At 74.3% G+C, this 19,561-nt stretch carries 14 protein-coding genes and 1 pseudogene; 6 read left to right on the top strand and 9 right to left on the bottom strand.

Translation table 11 applies throughout. The features are described from left to right. Positions 1-132: 132 nt before the first annotated feature. Together ACZ4WZ_RS28160 and ACZ4WZ_RS28155 are read right to left on the bottom strand one after the other, a co-directional pair. Positions 133-903 carry an ABC transporter ATP-binding protein gene (locus tag ACZ4WZ_RS28160; protein ID WP_467894568.1) on the bottom strand — a complete coding sequence of 257 codons (771 nt, stop codon included), beginning with the start codon at positions 901-903 and terminating at the stop codon, positions 133-135. Beyond that, positions 896-1,795 (bottom strand): ABC transporter permease, encoded by a 900-nt coding sequence (locus ACZ4WZ_RS28155; RefSeq protein ID WP_467894566.1) that lies wholly within the window; start codon positions 1,793-1,795, stop codon positions 896-898. The genes ACZ4WZ_RS28160 and ACZ4WZ_RS28155 overlap by 8 nt, the downstream gene beginning before the upstream one ends. 169 nt (positions 1,796-1,964) lie before the next feature. Between ACZ4WZ_RS28155 and ACZ4WZ_RS28150 the strand changes: the two genes are divergently transcribed. Beyond that, entirely contained in the window at positions 1,965-2,582 is a 618-nt protein-coding gene (locus ACZ4WZ_RS28150) for a TetR/AcrR family transcriptional regulator (protein ID WP_467894564.1), read from the top strand. Between the two features lie 22 nt (positions 2,583-2,604). On the opposite strand, the gene ACZ4WZ_RS28145 is transcribed toward ACZ4WZ_RS28150, so the two are convergent. From ACZ4WZ_RS28145 to ACZ4WZ_RS28125, 5 genes are all read right to left on the bottom strand, one after another. Next, on the bottom strand, positions 2,605-4,866 hold the full coding sequence (locus tag ACZ4WZ_RS28145) for a bifunctional glycosyltransferase/CDP-glycerol:glycerophosphate glycerophosphotransferase (RefSeq protein WP_467894562.1): 2,262 nt from the start codon (positions 4,864-4,866) through the stop codon (positions 2,605-2,607). 134 nt (positions 4,867-5,000) lie between these two features. Continuing rightward, positions 5,001-5,966 (bottom strand): carbohydrate ABC transporter permease, encoded by a 966-nt coding sequence (locus ACZ4WZ_RS28140; RefSeq protein WP_467894560.1) that lies wholly within the window; start codon positions 5,964-5,966, stop codon positions 5,001-5,003. After that, a complete protein-coding gene (locus ACZ4WZ_RS28135; protein WP_467894559.1) occupies positions 5,963-7,312 on the bottom strand; it encodes a carbohydrate ABC transporter permease in 1,350 nt (449 codons plus the stop codon). The genes ACZ4WZ_RS28140 and ACZ4WZ_RS28135 overlap by 4 nt, the downstream gene beginning before the upstream one ends. 4 nt (positions 7,313-7,316) lie before the next feature. Beyond that, a complete protein-coding gene (locus ACZ4WZ_RS28130; RefSeq protein ID WP_467894557.1) occupies positions 7,317-8,696 on the bottom strand; it encodes an ABC transporter substrate-binding protein in 1,380 nt (459 codons plus the stop codon). A gap of 105 nt (positions 8,697-8,801) precedes the next feature. Then, a complete protein-coding gene (locus ACZ4WZ_RS28125; RefSeq protein ID WP_467894555.1) occupies positions 8,802-11,786 on the bottom strand; it encodes an FtsK/SpoIIIE domain-containing protein in 2,985 nt (994 codons plus the stop codon). 450 nt (positions 11,787-12,236) lie between these two features. On the opposite strand from ACZ4WZ_RS28125, the gene ACZ4WZ_RS28120 reads away from it, so the two are divergent. Then, positions 12,237-14,009: a serine/threonine-protein kinase gene (locus ACZ4WZ_RS28120; protein WP_467894553.1), complete on the top strand. Its 1,773-nt coding sequence runs from the start codon at positions 12,237-12,239 to the stop codon at positions 14,007-14,009. A gap of 181 nt (positions 14,010-14,190) precedes the next feature. Then, positions 14,191-15,456 (top strand): serine/threonine-protein kinase, encoded by a 1,266-nt coding sequence (locus ACZ4WZ_RS28115; protein ID WP_467894551.1) that lies wholly within the window; start codon positions 14,191-14,193, stop codon positions 15,454-15,456. A 38-nt stretch (positions 15,457-15,494) separates the two neighbouring features. Here the strand turns inward: ACZ4WZ_RS28115 and ACZ4WZ_RS28110 are convergent, their stop codons facing one another. Beyond that, positions 15,495-16,535, bottom strand: a complete 1,041-nt coding sequence (locus ACZ4WZ_RS28110) for an isopenicillin N synthase family dioxygenase (RefSeq protein ID WP_467894550.1) — start codon at positions 16,533-16,535, stop codon at positions 15,495-15,497. A gap of 315 nt (positions 16,536-16,850) precedes the next feature. Between ACZ4WZ_RS28110 and prfB the strand changes: the two genes are divergently transcribed. Then, positions 16,851-17,960 (top strand): peptide chain release factor 2, encoded by a 1,110-nt coding sequence (gene prfB, locus ACZ4WZ_RS28105; RefSeq protein WP_467894548.1) that lies wholly within the window; start codon positions 16,851-16,853, stop codon positions 17,958-17,960. Between the two features lie 150 nt (positions 17,961-18,110). On the opposite strand, the gene ACZ4WZ_RS28100 is transcribed toward prfB, so the two are convergent. Further along, positions 18,111-18,299, bottom strand: coding sequence for a hypothetical protein (locus tag ACZ4WZ_RS28100; protein WP_467894546.1), 189 nt, complete (start codon positions 18,297-18,299; stop codon positions 18,111-18,113). A 228-nt stretch (positions 18,300-18,527) separates the two neighbouring features. Between ACZ4WZ_RS28100 and ftsE the strand changes: the two genes are divergently transcribed. Then, positions 18,528-19,217, top strand: coding sequence for a cell division ATP-binding protein FtsE (ftsE, locus tag ACZ4WZ_RS28095; protein WP_007264414.1), 690 nt, complete (start codon positions 18,528-18,530; stop codon positions 19,215-19,217). A 16-nt stretch (positions 19,218-19,233) separates the two neighbouring features. Continuing rightward, positions 19,234-19,437, top strand: a pseudogene (locus tag ACZ4WZ_RS28090) (permease-like cell division protein FtsX); the annotation flags it as partial. Positions 19,438-19,561: the final 124 nt, after the last annotated feature.

Here is a 19,561-nt window from a genome sequence, read left to right as displayed (position 1 = left end):
ATCTGGGGTGTCCTACGAGGGCTTCCCCCTCCCCCCCCCCCCCCCCCCTTCCTCCCCCCCCCCCCCCACCCCCCCACCCCCCCCCCCCCCCCCCCCCCTCCCCCCCCCCCCCCCCCCCCCCCGTCGCGGGTGTCAGCCGCGGGTGAAGGCCTCGTACGCGTCGCAGACCTCCTGGGAGGGGCCGTCCATGCGCAGCACGCCCGACTCCAGCCAGATGGCCCGGTCGCAGGTCTCGCGGACGGTGCCGATGCCGTGGCTGACGAGGAAGACCGTGCCGGCGCGGGCGCGGAGCTCCTCGATGCGTGCCTGGCTGCGGCGCTGGAAGGCGGCGTCGCCGGTGGCGAGGGCCTCGTCGATCATGAGGACGTCGTGGTCCTTGGCGGCGGCGATGGAGAACCGCAGCCGGGCGCCCATGCCGGAGGAGTACGTGCGCATGGGCAGGGAGATGAAGTCGCCCTTCTCGTTGATGCCGGAGAAGTCGACGATGTCCTGGTAGCGCTCGCGGATCTGCTGCTTGGTCATGCCCATCGCGAGCCCGCCGAGGACCACGTTGCGCTCTCCGGTGAGGTCGTTCATCAGGGCGGCGTTCACTCCGAGGAGGGACGGCTGGCCGTGCGAGTAGACCGCGCCCCGGGCCACCGGCTGGAGGCCGGCGATGGCCTTGAGGAGGGTGGACTTGCCCGAGCCGTTGGAGCCGATCAGTCCGATCGCCTCGCCCTTGTACGCGGTGAAGCTGACGCCCTTGACGGCGTGGACCTCGCGGACGCCGGGGGCCGGCCTGCGCGAGGCGATCCGGCTGAGCGCGGCGGTGGCGCCGCCCTTGCGGCCGCTCCCGTGCACCTTGTAGACGACGTGGACCTCGTCCGCGATGACGGTGGGGACGCGGGTGTCGGTGTCAGCCACGGCCGTACTCCTCCTCTGCCTTCCAGAAGTAGACGAAGCCGCCGACGCCGGCGAGCAGCGCCCAGCCGATGGCGATCGGCCACACGTGGTGCGGGAGCGAGTCCGCCGTGAAGCTGTCGATCAGGGAGACGCGCATCAGGTCGATGTAGACGGCCGCCGGGTTGGTCTTGAGCACCAGCGAGACCCACTGGGGCAGGTGGTCCGTACTGAGCATGGAGTCGATGGACCACATCACGCCCGAGGAGTACATCCAGGTGCGCAGCACGAACGGCATCAGCTGGCTGACGTCCGGGTGCTTGCTGCCGATGCGGGCCATGACCATCGCGCAGCCCGTGCAGAACAGGGCCATCAGGAAGAGCACCGGGACGGCGATCAGCCAGGAGGCGGAGGGGGTCTGGCCGAAGGCCAGCAGCAGGACGACGAGGGCCGCCATGGTGACGAGCAGCTGCTGGAAGAGCTGGACCACGGAGGAGACGGGCAGGCTGGCGCGGGGGAAGTGCAGGGCGCGGACCAGGCCGAGGTTGCCGTGGACGGCGCGGGTGCCGGCGTTGACGGAGCTGCCGATGAAGTCCCAGACGAAGACGCCGGTGATCAGGAACGGCACGTAGTCGGGGACGCCGTGGCTAGCGCGCATCACGATGCCGAAGACGAAGTAGTAGACGGCCGCGTTGAGCAGCGGGGTCATCAGGTGCCACACCTGGCCGAGCCTGGCCGTGCTGTACGTGGCGTGCATCCGGGCGGTCGCGTACGCCGTCACGAAGTGGCGGCGGTCCCACAGCTGCGCGGCGTAGCGGGGGAGGGAGGGGCGGGCGCCGCTGACGGTCAGGCCGTGGGCTGCCGCCAGCTCGGCGGCGGAGGGCGGCGCGGGGTCCGCGAGGGTCACGGTGGTCACGGGATCGCTTTCGACGGGGGTCGGGGGCGTCGCCGGCCGGGGGCCTCCCAGCGGGGCGACGACGGGACGGGTCCGTATCGTCGTTACGTCGACAGTAGGGTGCGGCGCGTCGGAACGCAACCGTATCGTCGTCACGTGAGGGTGCCGTCCTCGCCGCTATGCTCTGCGCATGACCAACGAGCCCGCCGCCGCTCCCGCCGCCCGCCGCGCCCCCGCCGGCGCCGCCGTCCTGCGCGAGGACGTCACCGAGGCGATCCGCGCGGCCGTGGTGGACGAGCTGGCGGCCGTGGGCTTCGCCCGGATGTCGATCGAGGGCATCGCGCGGCGCGCCGGCGTCGGCAAGACCGCCGTGTACCGGCGCTGGAAGTCGAAGCTGCACCTGGTGCTGGACCTGATCGGGGTGGTCGCCGCCGACGGCATCCCCATGCCCGCCACCGGCTCCCTCTACGGGGACGTACGCGCCCTGCTGGAGGTCATGTCACACGTGCTGCGGCACCCGGTGGCCTCGGCGGTCATCCCGGACCTGCTGGTGGAGGCCGCCCGGAACCCGGAGATCGCCGACGCGGTGCGCGGCGCGCTGCTGGAAGGCCAGCGCCGGCTCGCCGAGGGCATCGTCTCCGAGGCCGTCGCCCGGGGTGAGCTGCCGCCGTCCGCCTCCCCCGAGCGGGCCCTCGACCTGGTGATCGGGCCGCTGTACTGGCGGCAGGTGGTGGTACGGGACGCCGTCCCGGCGGGCTACCTCGACGAGCTCGCCCGCTCCGTCGTGGCCGGCCTGCGCGCCGGCTGACCCCCCGGCCCCCGCCCCCGCCTCAGGGCCACAGCCCCGCCGAGAGCGGGATCAGGTCCGGCGCCGACGCCGACGCCGCCGGCGCGGGCCGGCGCTCCTCCAGCGGGACGACCGCGGGGACCGCGACGGGCTGGCCCAGGAAGACCCGGCGCACCACCCGCTCGGCGGCGTGGCCGTCGTCGTACGAGCAGAAGCGCGAACGGAACGCGGCGCGCAGCTGGGCCGAGCGGGAGCCCCGCCAGTGGCCGGTGGCGAAGATGTCCACCAGCTCGTCCTCGGTGCGGGCGATCGCGCCCGGGGGACAGGAACGCAGGTCGAAGTAGGTGCCGCGGGCGGCCTCGTACGCCTCCCAGTCGTCCGCGTGGATCACGATCGGCCGGTCCAGCACCGCGTAGTCGAACATCAGGGACGAGTAGTCCGTGACCAGCGCGTCCGAGGCCAGGCACAGCTCCTCCACCGACGGGTGGTCCGAGACGTCCAGCAGGCGCGGGTGCGGCTCCCAGCCGCCGGGGCTGTCGGCGTACGTCAGGTGGGTGCGCGTGAGCAGGGTGAAGCGCGGGCCCAGATCCCGCAGCACCCGCTCGAAGTCCAGGTGTTCGGGCCGGCTGCGGCGGTAGTCCCGGTGCGTCGGGGCGTACAGGATCGCGATGGTGCCCGGCGCGATGCCCAGGCGCTCGCGCAGCGCGAGGACCTCGGCCTGGCCGGCCCGGTGGAAGGCGTCGTTGCGCGGGTAGCCGTACTCCAGGGTGGTGTAGGAGGCGGGCACGGCCTTCTCCCACACCAGGGTGGAGTGGCGGTTGGAGGAGAGCAGGTAGTCCCACTGGTCCGCGCCGCGCAGCAGCCCTTCGAAGTCCGTGGTCGGGGTGGCCGCCGGACGGTCCTGGAGGTCCAGGCCCACCCGCTTGAGCGGGGTGCCGTGCTGCGTCTGGAGCAGGACCTGACCCGGCCGCTTGACCAGGGCGCGGTCGAAGTTGACGTTCGTCGTCAGGTACCCGGCCCGCGCCAGGGCGCTCCAGTACGCGGCCGAGCCGGGCCTCAGCGGGGTGGTCTCGGGCGGCAGGGTGGAGGCGTGCCGGGGGTCGCAGATCCACGCCGTGCGCATGCGCGGGGCCAGTTCGCGCAGCTTCGCCTCGATCGCCGCCGGGTTGCAGGCGTAGCCGCCGTGCCAGTACGCGGAGAACACCGCCAGTTCGGGCCGCAGCGGGAGCAGCCGCTGGACCCGGTAGTGCAGGCGCAGGGCGCTCTCGCGCAGCCCCCGCCCCAGCCCCGAGCCCGTGCGGCCCGCCGACAGGACGGCCGCGCGCAGGACGGAGCCCAGCCGGTAGCAGCGCCGCAGCCCGAGCCGCATCAGGGTGTGCCGGAGCCGGTCGGTGCGGGTCAGGGACAGCGGCAGCGCCCCGGAGCCGCCCGGGACGCGGTGGCGGCGCAGCAGGGCCGAGGCCCGGGCGAAGAACTCGGCGCGGGCGGCGCGCGGGAGGCGGCGCGGGTCCGCGTACACGGCGCAGAAGTGCTCGGCCATCCGCCGGTGCACCGCGGGGCGCCAGCGCTCCAGCTCGGGGCGGGCGGCGAGGTGGCCGAAGACCCGCTCGTACTGGTCGAAGACGTCCAGGTGGCGCCGGCTGGTGGTGGTCAGGATCGAGCCGGTGCGCCGCTGACGGTAGTGGACGCAGACCCGGTCGAGGACGGCCACGGACTCGGCGGACAGCAGCGCCGGGTACATCCAGGGGGTGTCCTCGTAGAAGCCGGGCGGGAATGCGAGGCCCTCGCGCTCCACGTACTCGCGGCGGTACGCCTTGTTCCACACCACCATCAGCATGCCCAGCAGGGCCGGGCGGTCGGCCAGCCGGAAGCTGGCGGGGCCCTCCTCGGACAGCCGGTGCGCGAGGCGGTTGCGGACGGTCTCCCCCGTCCAGAAGGTGCGCGCGTAGTCGTACACCAGGACGTCGGGGGAGCCGGTGGCCTTGAGCCGGTCGGTGATGGCCTGGAGGGCGCCCGGCGCGAGGGTGTCGTCGCCGTCGAGGAAGACGAGGTAGTCGCCGCTCGCCCGGGCCAGGCCCGCGTTGCGGGCCGGGCCCAGCCCCAGGTTGTGCGCCAGGTGCACCGCGGTGACCCGGGGGTCGCGGGCCGCGTACTCGTCGATGATCGAGCCGCACGCGTCCGGCGAGGCGTCGTCGACCGCGATCAGTTCCAGATCCGGGTAGGACTGGGACAGGACCGAGTCCAGACTCTCCTGGAGGTACGCCTGAACCTTGTACGCGGGCACGATGACGCTGAACCGGGGCACGGCACATCCAGGGGTCGGCGCGGGCATATGGCCCAGGAACCCCGCGCGCGGCGATCGGGTTACGCCCCGTACGGCATTCGGGCTACGCAGCGTCAACACCCCATGTCGGAGCGGGTCTCCCCGTCGGCCGTGGGTTACTTGACGGCTCCGGCCATCACCCCCGTCACGAACTGCCGCTGGAAGGCGAAGAAGACCAGCAGCGGCACCACCATCGACAGGAAGGCGCCGGGCGCCAGGACGTCGATGTTGTTCCCGAACTGCCGCACCTGCTGCTGGAGCGCCACCGTGACGGGAGGGTGCGCCGAGTCGGCGAAGACCAGCGCCACCAGCATGTCGTTCCACACCCACAGGAACTGGAAGATGCCGAGCGAGGCGATCGCCGGACCGCCCAGCGGCAGCACCACCCGCGCGAACAGGCGCAGTTCCCCGGCCCCGTCGAGCCGGGCTGCCTCCAGCAGCTCGGCCGGGATCTCCGCGAAGAAGTTCCGCAGCAGGAACACCGCGAAGGGCAGCCCGAACGCGGTGTGGAACAGCACCACCCCCGCCGTCGTCTCGAACAGGCCGACGGCCCCGAAGAGTTCCGACACCGGGATCAGCGCCACCTGGACGGGGACCACCAGCAGTCCCACCACGACCAGGAAGAGCCAGTCCCGGCCCGGAAACTCCAGCCAGGCGAAGGCGTACCCGGCGAACGCGCCCAGGACGAGGACGAGCAGCGTGGCGGGCACCGCGATCGCCGCCGTGCTCAGCAGCGAGCCGGTGATCGTGTCGTTGGCCAGCAGCCGCGCGTAGTTCGACACCGTCAGCCGGGAGGGCTCGGTCAGCGCCCGCCACCAGCCGCCCCGGCCCAGGTCGGCCGGGGCCAGGAAGGAGGAGACCAGGAGCCCGAGCGTGGGCAGCAGCCAGAACAGCGCGGCCAGGACCAGGAAGACGCGAACGGCGCCGGACGCGGCGCGCGCCGCGATCCGGCCGGCGATCCGGCTCCCGGCGCCGGCTCCCTTCGCACCGGTGGCCTGCGCGCCTGCTCCCTTCGCGTCTGCTCCCTTCGCGTCTGCTCTCTTCGCGTCTGCGGCGTGCGCGTCGGCGCCCGGGGCGCTCATCGGGAGGACTCCTTCCGCAGCCGGCGGATATTGAGCAGCATCACGGGCACCACCAGCACCAGCAGCAGCACCGCGATGGCGCTGCCCAGCCCCGGATCGGCGTCCGTACCGAAGGACGTGCGGTACAGCTGGAGCGCGAGCACGTTCGCGTCGTCCTGCACCGCCCCCGGCGCGATCACGAAGACCAGGTCGAAGATCTTCATCACGTTGATGACCAGCGTCACCAGGACCACCACCAGCACCGGCGCCAGCAGCGGCACCGTGATCCGGCGGAACACCTGCCACTCGCCCGCCCCGTCCACCCGCGCCGCCTCCAGCAGCTCGCGCGGCACCGCCGCCAGCCCGGCCGCGATCAGCACCATCGCGAACCCGGCCCACATCCACACGTACGCCCCGATCACCGCCGGGGTCACCAGCACCGGGCCGAGCCACTCGACCCCCGCGTACGGCGCCCGGAAGTTGGCCGCGGGCAGCCGCAGCAGCGCGCCGTCCGCCTCGCCGGGCAGCGTGAAGGTGCCGTCCGGCGCGGCCTTCGCCGAAGCCACCACCCGGCCGTCCTTCACCGCCTCCACGCGCATCCCGGACAGGGCCGGCTCCGCCGGGTCGACCACGTTCACCCGCCCGCCGCCGCCCCGGGCGAAGTCCTGCCAGACGGTCCCCGTCACCTTCCCCGGCACCGCCCCGGCGCTCCCCGCCGCCCCGGAACCGGTCGGGAGGACCTCCGGCGCCACCCCGACCAGCGGCAGCAGCACCGGCACGCCCGCCCGTACCGGCCCGCGCGTTACCAGGTCCCCGCCCGCGGCGGGCTCCAGCGGGGAGTCCCGGCCGGGGCGGGCCCCCGGGAAGGCCGAGGACGGCGCGAAGGTGTCGTGCACCCCGACCCACACCGCGTTGGCGACGCCCCGCTGCGGATCGTGGTCGTACACGAGCCGGAAGATGATGCCCGCCGCCAGCATCGAGATCGCCATCGGCATGAACACCAGCAGCTTGAACGCCGTCCCCCAGCGCACCCGCTCCGTCAGCACCGCGAAGACCAGCCCGAGGGCGGTCGCCGCGGCCGGGGCCAGCACCACCCACACCGCCGTGTTCCGCAGCGCCGTGACGATCACCGGGTCGTCCAGGATCCGCCGGTAGTTGCCCGCCCCGACGAAGGCGTCGCCGGAGCGGTCGAAGAGGCTGCGGTAGAGGGAATAGCCGATGGGCTGCACCACGAGCGCGCCCAGCAGCACCAGGGCGGGCAGCAGGAACGCCGCGGCCACCAGCCGCCGGCGCGAGACGTCCTTGCGGCGGGCCCGTTCCGCGGCCCCGGCAACGGCCCCGGGCCGTGCCGCCGTCTTCACCGTCACGGCGTCAGTTCCCGTACGCCTTGGCCGCCTCCGCCTCCAGCCTCTCCTGCACCGCCGCCACGTCCGACGGGTTCGCCAGGAAGTCCTGGAGCGCCTTCCACATGCCGGCGCCCGGCGTCCCGCCGAAGGCCGCCGGGGCCCGGTCCGACATGTCGAAGCGGAAGTCGTCGCCCGCCGCGATCAGCGCCTTGGCGATGCCCCGCTGGATGTCGTTCGGGTACACCGCGAAGTCCACCGCCTTGTTCGGCGACACGAACCCGCCCTCCCGGGCCTGGATCCGCGCCGCGTCCGCCGACGCCAGGAAGGTCAGCAGCGCCTGCGCGCCCTTCCCCGGCTTCAGGGCCACCGCCACGTCACCGCCCGACACCACCGGCGCCTTCGCTCCCACCGCCGGGAACGGGAAGACCAGGGCGTCCTCGCCGACCTTCGCCCCGGTCTGCGCGATGGTCACCGCCACGAAGTCCGCCTCGAAGACCATCGCCGCCGCGGGCCGGTCCCCGCCCGTGAAGGTCTGCGTCACCGACTTCGCGAACTCCGTCGACAGCGCCCCGCTCGGACCGCCCGCCAGGAAGTCCTTGCGGCCGAACAGCTGCCCGAGGGTGGTCAGCGCCTGCCGGACGCTGTCGTCCGTCCACTTGATCTCGTGCCGCGCCAGCCGGTCGTACTTCTCCGGACCCGCCTGCGAGAGGTACACGTTCTCGAACCAGTCCGTCAGGGTCCAGCCGTCCGCACCCGCCACCGACACCGGCGCGGTGCCCGACGCGGACAGCGTGTCGGCCACCGTGAGGAAGTCCTTCCAGGTCGCCGGGGGCTTCACGCCCGCCGCCTCGAAGGCCTTCGCGTTGTACCAGACCAGCGATTTGTTGGCCGCCTTGTAGTAGACGCCGTACTGGGTGCCGTCCACCGCGCCGAGCGTGCGCCAGCCCGGCGAGTAGTTCGCCTCCAGCTGCGCCCCGGCCTCCGGACCCAGCGGCTGCGCCCACTTGTTGCGCACCGCCGACACCAGCGCCCCGACCTGCGGCAGCAGCGCCACGTCCGGCGGCTGACCGCCCGCGATCTTGGTGCCGAGGAAGGTGACGATCGGGTCCTGCGCCGGGACGAAGGTGACGCTCGCCCCCGTCCGCTTCTCGAACTCCTTCAGCACCTTCGTGAAGTTCGCCTGCTCCGGTCCCGTCCAGACCGCCGCGACCGACAGCTTCTCGCCGGGCAGCTCCGGTAACTCGACGGTGCGCTCGTCCTGCCGGCCGGCCTGCGAGGACCCGCCCGTGCCGCCGCCGTCACCGCCCCCGCAGGCGGTGAGCGCCAGCGCGCCCGCCGCGGCCAGCGCCGTCCAGGCTCTGACCGCCGTACGTTTCGTGTGGCCGGTTCCGTGCTGTACCCGCATGCTCTCGCCCCCGATGCCGTCGTGCCCGTGGTGTGCTGCGTGCCACAAGGTCTACGCCGACCCGCGCACCCCCGCAATACCGCGTGGCGGGGGAGCCGCGGAGCGTCAGGGGGCCGGCGGGAACAGCACCGGTATCGCCGAGACCAGGTGGGAGGCCCGGTCGAGGGCGCTGGCCAGCAGCGCGAGGTCGGTCGGACCGTTGCCCAGCTCGCGCACCGGACGGCGGGCCGGAGGGTCTCCCATCCGCTCCCACTCCACCGGCACCACGGTCGGCCTCAGGGTCGCCGTGCGCGGGATCCGGCCGGTGACCCGGCCCGCCTGGAAGGGCACCGCACGGCCGTCGGCGTACAGCAGCCGCCCCCGGCCCGGCCCCGGCTGGTCGGGGCCGTCCAGCTCCACCCGCAGCGTCGCCAGCCGGGCCGGCTCGGTGTCGGCGGTCCGCTCCGGGCGGGCGCTGGCCACCACCAGGTGCACCCCGAGCCGGGTGCCCTCGCGGGCCACGCCCTCCAGGATCCGCACCACCGAACCGGCGGCCTGACGGCCCGGGCTTCCCAGCGCCGGGGCCACCAGCGCGTCGAAGTCGTCCACCAGCAGCACCAGCCGGGGCAGCGGCGTCGGCCCGCCCGCCGGCTCGGTACGGGTGGCGGCCGCCCGAAGCCGCAGGGTGCCGGTGCGCACGGGGTCTCCCCACCCGGCGGTGCCGGCGGAGGGGTCGAGGTCCCCGCGCTGTTCGCCGGGGGAGGGCCGGCGGGGCGAGACCATCCGCTCGGACAGCTCGCGCCGGGCGTGCCACTCGGTGAACGGCACGCCGTCCAGCAGCTCGTGGCGGCGCTTGAGCTCGGCGCCGAGGGCCTGCGCGAACTCCCGCATGCGCAGCGGGTCGGAGGCCACGAGGTGGGCCGACACGTGCGGGAGTTCCGTGCACGGCTGGAGACCGTCGCCGCGCTCGCCGCCGGCGCCGTCGAGGAGGAGCAGGCCGAGGCGGTCGGGGCGGGCCGCGGCGGCCAGGGAGGCGGCGATGGAGCGCAGCAGCTCCGTCCGGCCGCTCCCGGCGGGGCCCTCCACCAGCAGGTGCGGGCCGTCGTGGACCAGCTCGGCGCCGACCGCCCCGCGCCGGCCCGTGCCCAGGACGATCTCCGCGAGCCCGCCGACGCCCTGGCCCTGGTCGGTGGCCTCCGCCCAGCGGGCCATCAGCGACGCCGGGGTGGCGCGGGCCAGCCCGAGCTCGTCCAGGAGCCGGGACGCCGCCGGGAGGGTGGCCGCGGCCGGGCGGGACGCGCCGCCCTCGGGCGGGGTGCCGTCCGCGCGCAGCGGGGCCAGGGCCCGGGCGAACCGCTCCGCCCAGGCCGCCGAGACGCCGTCGGCCACCGCCGTACGGCCCGCCGCGGCGGGGTGGCCGCCGCTCACCGCGAAGCTCCGCACGGCCGTGGCCACATCGCCGCTGAGCAGTGCGATCCGGCCGCAGTCGCGGAACGCCGGGGTGGCCGCGCAGGCCGTCTCGTACGTCGCCGCCACCGGCGAGGCGGCGGTGGCGGCCGGGGTCTCCGCGAGCACCAGGAGGTGGATGCCCGCCGCGGTCCCGTGGGAGGCGAGCCGTCCGGTGAGGTCGCGCAGGGCCGCCGTGCCCGGGTCGCCGTCCAGCACCACGAGCGTGCGCGGGCCCTCGTACGCGGCGGCGGCCTGCCGCAGCGCGGCCGGGCCGGCGGAGGCCCAGCCGGTGCCGAGCGGGCTGTCGTCCAGCCGCCGGGTCAGCTCGGCGGTGCGGGCGGCCGCCTGGTCGCGGTCGTACGCCAGCAGCAGCCGGCAGTCCTGCCCGTGCGCCGGCCGTACGTGGGGCAGCCAGCCGAGCCAGCCCCAGTCGCGGCGGCGCTCCGCCAGGGGGCGGGCGCGGTCGGCGGCCAGCAGGACGATCTCCAGCCGGGTCGGCGCGTGCAGTCCCGCGAGCTGGGCGACCACCGACCGGGCCACCCCCGTCAGCCGTGCCCGGGGGCCCGCGATGCCGAGCGAGCCGCATTCGGGGAGGGCGACCCGGCAGCCCGCGCCGAGCCCCGCCTCCAGGAACCGGGGGTGTCCGGCCCCGCGCGACCACAGCCGCCCGGTGGGCCCGAGCGCCGCCAGCAGCAGAGCCGCGGGGTCGTCCTCGTCCGGCGCGGCGGCCGAGGGCGCTTCCGGTCCGGCCGGCTGCCCGGGGGCTTCCTCCTCCCCGCGCACCCACTTGCGGGCCCAGGCGCCGATCCCACCGCGCCGGCGCCGTGCGGCACCGGGTTCCTCGCCGGGCGTGGCGTCGGGGTGCGGGGGGAGGCCCTCGCCGGAGCCGGAGCCGGAGCCGGAGCCGGAGCCGGAGCCGGAGCCGGCGTCCTCGGCCGCGGGGTGCTCCGCGGCTGTCCCGGGGGCGGGGGCCGGGGAGGGGGCGGCGTCCCCGGCGGGGGAGGGGCCCGCCAGCCCGAGGTGGCCCTCGAGGTCCGGGACGACCGCCAGCGCCGGATCGCCGCCCGGCGGGGCGAGCCGGAGCGTGGACTCGCCGATCCGCAGCAGCGCGCCCGGCGCCAGCGGGACGGCGCCCGCCCCGACCTCGGCGCCGTCCAGCGTGGTGCCGTTCGTCGAGCCGAGGTCGGCCACGGTCACCCGGCCGTCCGGCAGCACGGTCACCGCGCAGTGCAGCCGCGACACGTCGGGGTCGTCCAGCGGCACGTCGGCGTCGGCCGAGCGTCCGATCCGCACGGCCCCGGGGTGCAGCAGGTGGACCCCGCCCGCGTCCGGTCCGGCCACCACGTGCAGCTGCGGCGTGCCCGGCCCGTCCCCGGCCGGGACGGCGGCGGTGTCCGGCCCGGGGGCGTGCAGGGCCAGTACGGCCCCGTCCACCAGGGGCGGCTCGCCGAGTACGGCGCGCTGGGGGTCGAGGCGGCGGGAACCGGCGTACAGCACCACGGTGCCGCCGGTGTCGGGGCCGCCCGCGGTCGCCGCGAGTCCGGAGGCCACCGCGGCCAGCGGGGTCCCGGCGGGCGCGGTGACGAGCACGTCACAGCCGGCGGGCGCGGTGGCGGCCTGGTGGCCGCCGCGCGACCCGAGGACGGTCAGCCGGATCTGCATCGCCGTCAGCGGTCCCTTCTGCGCGGAGCGCAGTGCGCGGTGCGTGCGTGCGCCCGGCAGGGGCAGCGGCGGGACCTGCCCGCCCGATCGACACCCCCGCCCGGCACGGACGCCTCGTCCGTTCAGGTCTGCCGGAAGGCAGGGCTCCCGTCCCGGCCGTTCCGTACGGGTGCATCCTCGCACCTGTCGCCCGCAACACGCCCGGCACCCGCCCATAAATGATCTTGAATCGTGGTGGTGCGGTTCACCCACCGGTGGGAACGCGCCACTCCGGCGGGGGAAACACAGGGAAAAGCGCCCCCGGCATACCCCACAAAACTCACCCTTCGCACATATGTGCGGCAACCAACCTCCGCCGACCCGCGTCTTCCACCGGGACACCCCCTAGAGTTGGGCCGGAAACCCACTCGGTGGAATCAGCCGGAAAGACGACAGCAGGGAGCACGAGACGTGCGGCCAGTCGGCAGCAAGTACCTGCTCGAGGAGCCGCTCGGTCGCGGCGCCACGGGCACCGTCTGGCGTGCCCGCCAGCGGGAGACCGCCGGCGCGGAGGCCGCCGTCGCCGGCCAGCCGGGCGAGACCGTGGCCATCAAGGTCCTCAAGGAGGAGCTGGCCCAGGACGCGGACATCGTCATGCGCTTCCTGCGCGAGCGCTCCGTCCTGCTGCGCCTGACCCACCCCAACATCGTGCGCACCCGCGACCTCGTCGTCGAGGGCGATCTGCTCGCCCTGGTCATGGACCTCGTCGACGGCCCGGACCTGCACAAGTACATCCGCCAGAACGGCCCCTTCAGCCCGGTCGCCGCGAGCCTGCTGACCGCCCAGATCGCGGACGCGCTCGCCGCCAGCCACGCCGACGGCGTGGTCCACCGCGACCTGAAGCCCGCCAACGTGCTGCTGGACGAGAGCAACGGCCAGATGAAGCCGATGCTCACCGACTTCGGCATCGCGCGCCTGGCCGACTCCCCGGGCCTGACCCGCACCCACGAGTTCGTCGGCACCCCCGCCTACGTGGCCCCGGAGTCCGCCGAGGGCCGCCCGCAGACCTCCGCCGTCGACATCTACGGCGCCGGCATCCTCCTCTACGAGCTGGTCACCGGCCGCCCGCCCTTCGCCGGCGGCACCGCGCTCGAGGTCCTGCACCGCCACCTCAGCGAGGAGCCGCAGCGGCCCCCCGCCGTGCCCGAGGCGCTGTGGATCGTCATCGAGCACTGCCTGCGCAAGGAGCCCGACGAGCGGCCCAGCGCCGAGAGCCTGGCGCGCGGCCTGCGCGTGGTCGCCGCCGGCATCCGCGTCCACTCCTCGCCCGACGAGGTCGAGGCCGCCCTCGGCGTCGCCGCCCTGCTCGCGCCCGACCCCTCGCCCGCCCCGGTCCCGGCCGGTCCCGGAAACCCGGGCAACGCCGACCCGACGCAGGTGCTGCCCGGCCGCGCGGCCGCCGCCCCCGCCGACGCGTACGACCCGAACGCCATGACGAGCGTGCTCCCGCCGGTCGGCGGGGCCGACGCCACCACCGTGCTGCCGGCCACCGGAGCGCCCGGCGGCCCCGGCGCTCCCGACCCGACCTCCGTCATGCCCCCGGTGCAGCAGCCCGACGCGCCGCACCCGTGGCAGTCGCAGATGCGGGCCGCGCGCGACCGCAACGAGCAGACGCAGATGCACTACCTCGACCCCGCCGAGGACCCGCTGCGCCGCCGTCCCCAGCGCCCGGCACCGCAGATGCCGCCGCCCCCGCAGCAGCCGCCCCGGCAGCAGCAGTACCGCCAGGCCCCGCAGCAGCAGTACCAGCAGCAGCCCCCGCCGCAGCAGTACCAGCAGCAGCCTCCCCAGCACTACCAGCCCCAGCCGTACCAGCAGCCGCAGCCGCCCCAGCAGCAGCCGCAGTACCGCCAGCCCCAGCAGCAGCAGCCGCAGCCGCCTCCCGCGCGGCAGCGGCGCCAGCCGCAGCAGCAGGCCCCGCGCGAGCCCCGTCCGCCGCGCGAGCCGCGCCGCCGCAGCGCGAACCCGGTCCGGATCCCCGGCCTGGGCTGCCTCAAGGGCTGCCTGGTGATGGTCCTGCTGCTCTTCGTGGGCGGCTGGCTGATCTGGGAGCTCACCCCGCTCCAGGAATGGGTGGGCACCGGCAAGGGATGGTGGGACCAGATCTGGAGCTGGGGCACCGAGGTCGCCGACTTCATCGGGTCCATCGGAGGCTCGACGGACAGCGGCGGCGGGACCTCCTGAGGCCTCCCCCGGACTCCGTCCGGGGGACCCCGGGGCGCCCCGTAGCGCCGACCTTGTTGATTTGTCGACATCCAGGACGTGATTTCGCCCGCAGAAGTGAAGGTCGCCGCGATCCGGCGACCCCAACCCCCACTCGGCCGCGTAGCTTTGGTGCGTTACGCCAGCCGCTGAGGGAGCAGTCGTGGCACGGAAGATCGGCAGCCGGTACACCGCCCACCAGATCCTGGGGCGCGGCAGCGCGGGCACGGTGTGGCTCGGCGAAGGGCCGGACGGCCCCGTCGCCGTCAAACTGCTGCGCGAGGACCTCGCCTCCGACCAGGAACTGGTCGGACGCTTCGTCCAGGAACGCAGCGCGCTCCTCGGACTGGAGCACCCGCACGTCGTCTCCGTACGCGACCTCGTCGTCGACGGCAACGACCTCGCCCTGGTCATGGACCTCGTACGCGGAACGGACCTGCGCACGCGCCTCGACCGCGAGCGCCGGCTCGCCCCCGAGGCGGCCGTGGCCATCGTCGCGGACGTCGCCGACGCGCTGGCCGCCGCCCACGCGGCCGGCGTCGTCCACCGCGACGTCAAGCCGGAGAACGTCCTGCTCGACATGCAGGGACCGCTCGGCCCCGGCGGCGCGCACCCCGCGCTGCTCACCGACTTCGGCGTCGCCAAGCTCATCGACTCCCCGCGCCGGGCCACCGGCGGCCGCAGCGCCGCCCCCACGACCCGGATCATCGGAACACCCGATTACCTGGCCCCGGAGATAGTGGAGGGCCTGCCGCCGAGGGCGGCCGTCGACATATACGCCCTGGCCACGGTGCTGTACGAGCTGCTGGCCGGCTTCACCCCCTTCGGCGGCGGCCACCCGGGCGCGGTGCTGCGCCGGCACGTCACGGAGACCGTGGTCCCGCTGCCCGGCATCCCCGACGAGCTGTGGCAGCTGATGGTCCAGTGCCTGGCCAAGGCCCCCGCCTCGCGGCTGCGCGCCTCCGAGCTGTCGGTCCGGCTGCGGGACCTGCTGCCGCTGCTCGCCGGGATGCCCCCGCTCGACGTGGACGAGCCGGACGACGCCGACCCGGAGCCCGAGCCGGAGCGTGAGCCCGACGCCGCCGCCGACCCGGTGCGCAGGCGGGGCGTGGTCCCGCTGGTCCCGGGCTCCGCCACCGACTCCAACCGGGACACCCACACCTCCATGCGGGTCCCGGGTCCGGAAGAGCTGGCGGGCGGGGCACGGGGCACCGCCCGCGTCCCGCGCCCCGCCGGCGGACACCGCCCCGGCTCCGCCCGGCACCGGGCCGAGGCCGCCCGCAAGCGGCGGCTGGTGCTCTCCGCGTCGGCGCTGGCCCTGGTGACGGCGGTGGGCCTGGGCAGCTGGCTCGCCGTCTCGGGCGACGACCCGGCGCCCCCGCCGCAGGACGGCAAGGGCGGCCGGTCGGCCCCGCCCCACCCCCGGTAGGCCGCGGCCCGCGCGCCCTGTCGACCGCGACGCCCCGACTACACGGAGGTGAGGTCCGGGTGCCAGCGGCGGGCGACCTCGGGATGGGCCCGGACCCAGCCCTTGAGCTCGTTGCGGCCGTACTCCGCGTGCAGCGGGTTCGACGCGTCGTGCGCGACGCCCGGCGCCGAGCGCAGGTACTCCCCGGGGACGGTCTCCACCACCGCGTCCAGCCTCGGGTTGTAGAAGAACGGCACCGAGAACCGCTCCACCGCCCCCGGCGGGCTGACCACCCGGTGGTCGGTGGCCCGCAGGTACCCCTCGGTGGCGATCTCCAGCAGCTCGCCCAGGTTGACCACGAACGCCCCCGGCCGTGGCTCGATGTCGACGTAGCCGCCGTCCCGGACGACCTGGAGCCCGCCCACCGAGTCCTGGAGCAGCAGCGTCAGGAAGCCGTAGTCCTTGTGCGCGCCCACGCCCTGGTCGGCGCCCGACGGGGCGGACCCCGGGTAGCGGATCAGCTTCGTGTGCAGGTGGGGGCGGTCCGCGAAGGCCGCGTCGAAGAAGTCCGGCGGTGCGCCGATCGAGGCCAGCAGCTCCTGGAGCAGCCGGTGCGCCACCCCCGCCAGGCGCTCCTGCCATCCCAGGACCGTCTCCTTCAGCTCCGGCAGCGCCGCCGGCCACTGGTTGGGGCCCTCCAGCCACAGGTACGCGGGGTCCTGCGGCCCCAGCACCGGCGCCGGACGCTCCGCGCCCACGTCCAGCTGGTCGCGCCAGTCGGAGGCGCCGCCCGTCAGCTCGTGCCCGATGCGGGTGTAGCCCCGGAAGTGCGGGGAGTTCAGATTGCTCACGGCCAGCCGGTCGGCCTCCGGCAGCGCGAAGAAGGCCCTGGTCAGCTCCAGGATGCGGGAGGTCTCCGCCTCGGTTATGCCGTGGCCGGTCAGGTACAGGAAGCCGGTGTCCCGGGCCGCGGCGTGCAGCTGCTCCAGGAAGCCGGGCCGCTCGGCGGGGTCGTCCGCCCGCGAGAGGTCGATGACGGCGAGGGCGGGCGCGGCCGAGGTGGCGGAGGTGGTGGAAGAAGAAGGGTGCGCGGACGGCATGACGGCTCCGTTTCGGATGTCACAGGGTCCTGTGCCCCGGAGATGGCGGGGCAGGCGGATGGAGCACGCCGCCGGCAGGGATGGCGCCGGGGCGGTGTGGCCGCGAACAGGACCTAAGTCGGATCGGGGTGGATCAGGCTTGTGCGGGGTCCGGCGGCAGACAGCTCGTCGTGGTCACACGCATGTGGTCCACATGGCGGCGCTTCACGAGGGGAACGGTCATACGAGGAGCGTACGCCCGTACCAGTGCTCCTCTGTACGGTCCGATCCGGCCTGGCCGGACAGTGCCGTCCGAGGACCGGCTAGGCTTGACCCGTGGCAGTCGTCGATGTTTCCGAAGAGCTGAAGTCCCTCTCCTCGACCATGGGGTCGATCGAGGCCGTCCTGGACCTCGACAAGCTGAGGGCAGATATCGCCGTGCTCGAGGAGCAGGCCGCCGCGCCGTCCCTGTGGGACGACCCGGAGGCCGCCCAGAAGATCACGAGCAAGCTTTCGCACCTCCAGGCAGAGGTCCGCAAGACCGAGACCCTGCGCGGCCGCATCGACGACCTCGCGGTGCTGTTCGAGCTCGCCCAGGAGATGGACGACGCGGAGACCCTCGCCGAGGCGGAGGCCGAGCTGGTGTCCGTGCGCAAGGCGCTGGACGAGATGGAGGTCCGGACCCTGCTCTCCGGCGAGTACGCCGAGCGCGAGGCCCTGGTCAACATCCGCGCCGAGGCCGGAGGCGTCGACGCCTCCGACTTCGCCGAGCGCCTCCAGCGCATGTACCTGCGCTGGGCGGAGCGCCACGGCTACCCGACGGAGATCTACGAGACCTCGTACGCGGAAGAGGCCGGCATCAAGTCGACCACCTTCGTGGTCAAGGCCCCGTACGCCTACGGCACCCTCTCCGTCGAGCAGGGCACCCACCGCCTCGTGCGCATCTCGCCCTTCGACAACCAGGGCCGCCGCCAGACCTCCTTCGCGGGTGTCGAGGTGCTGCCGGTCGTCGAGACCAGCGACCACGTCGAGATCGACGAGTCGGAGCTGCGCGTGGACGTGTACCGCGCCTCCGGCCCCGGCGGCCAGGGCGTCAACACCACCGACTCGGCGGTGCGCATCACGCACATCCCGACCAACATCGTCGTCTCCTGCCAGAACGAGCGCTCGCAGATCCAGAACAAGGCCAGCGCCATGAACGTCCTCCAGGCCAAGCTGCTCGAGCGGCGCCGCCAGGAGGAGCAGGCCGCGATGGACGCCCTCAAGGACGGCGGCAGCTCCTGGGGCAACCAGATGCGCTCCTACGTCCTGCACCCGTACCAGATGGTCAAGGACCTGCGCACGGAGTTCGAGGTCGGCAACCCGCAGGCGGTGCTCGACGGCGACATCGACGGCTTCCTGGAGGCCGGCATCCGCTGGCGCAAGCAGCAGGAGCAGACCGCGTAGCACGCGCGGCGCGTGAGGACGCGGAAGGGCCCGGACACCAACTGGTGTCCGGGCCCTTCCCCATTACGTGTGATCCATGACGCGTGATCCGCCTGTGGTCGGTGATCCGCTGTGATCACCACGATCGCCTCGATCGGGACGCAGCGCGCCCTACGCGGTCCGGGCCACCAGCGCCAGCGCGGCCACCAGCACCACCAGAAGCGCTATGAGCGCCGCCGGGTTCATCCCGGCGAAGGGGCCCTCCTGCTGGAGGCGCTCCCGGTTCGCCCGGCACACCCGGCAGCGGCCCTGGCTGACGGGTGCGGCGCAGTTCGCGCACACGAGCCGGTCATATGTCATGCGCTCCTCCTCTCGTCCCCTCGTCTGGGTCAACGGCGCGGGGACGGAGTACGTTCCCCCTACCACTGTGCCAGCTCTCTCGGCATTCGGCGCGGCCCGTCCGGGCAATCACGGTCGGGCTCCTTCCCCACCCCGGGATATATCGGGCAACTCCGGTTGCCGGGTCCCCACCCGGCGTCCGGTCGCGTATGGTCACCGTCACCTACTCCCGGCGACCGTGGTGCTCCCGTGATCCGATTCGACAACGTCTCCAAGTCCTACCCGAAGCAGAACCGGCCCGCACTGAGAGATGTCTCCCTCGACATCGCCAAGGGCGAGTTCGTCTTCCTGGTCGGCTCCTCCGGCTCCGGCAAGTCCACCTTCCTGCGGCTGGTCCTGCGCGAGGAAAGGGCGACCCACGGCCAGGTGCACGTCCTGGGCAAGGACCTCGCGAAGCTCTCCAACTGGAAGGTCCCGCACATGCGGCGCCAGCTGGGGACCGTCTTCCAGGACTTCCGCCTCCTCCCCAACAAGACGGTCGCCGAGAACGTCGCCTTCGCCCAGGAGGTCATCGGCAAACCGCGCGGGGAGATCCGCAAGGCCGTCCCGCAGGTCCTGGAGCTCGTCGGTCTGGGCGGCAAGGAGGGACGCATGCCGGGCGAACTGTCCGGCGGTGAGCAGCAGCGCGTGGCCATCGCCCGCGCCTTCGTCAACCGCCCCGCCCTGCTCATCGCCGACGAGCCGACGGGCAACCTCGACCCGCAGACCTCCGTCGGCATCATGAAGCTCCTGGACCGGATCAACCGGACCGGCACCACCGTCATCATGGCCACGCACGACCAGCAGATCGTGGACCAGATGCGCAAGCGCGTCATCGAACTCGAACAGGGCCGGCTCGTGCGCGACCAGTCGCGCGGCGTCTACGGCTACCAGCACTGAAAGGCCCTGAGACGTCATGCGCGCCCAGTTCGTCATGTCGGAGATCGGCGTCGGCCTCCGGCGCAATCTCACCATGACCTTCGCGGTCATCATCTCCGTGGCCCTGTCCCTGGCCCTGTTCGGCGGCTCCCTGCTCATGCGCGACCAGGTGAGCGCCATGAAGGGGTACTGGTACGACAAGGTCAACGTCACCGTCTACCTCTGCACCAAGAACGACGCCCTGGACGCGGCGGGCGCCGCCGCCCCCGGCGCGGGGGGGGGGGGGGGGGGGGGGGGGGGGGGGGGAGGGGAGGAGGGGGGGGGGGGGGGGGGGGGGGGGGGGGGGGGGGGGGGGGGGGGGGCGT

It is taken from the genome of Streptomyces sp. NPDC029122, from assembly GCF_055569445.1.
Note: the sequence above shows the minus strand (reverse complement) of the source record. Positions and strands in the feature narration are given on the sequence as shown.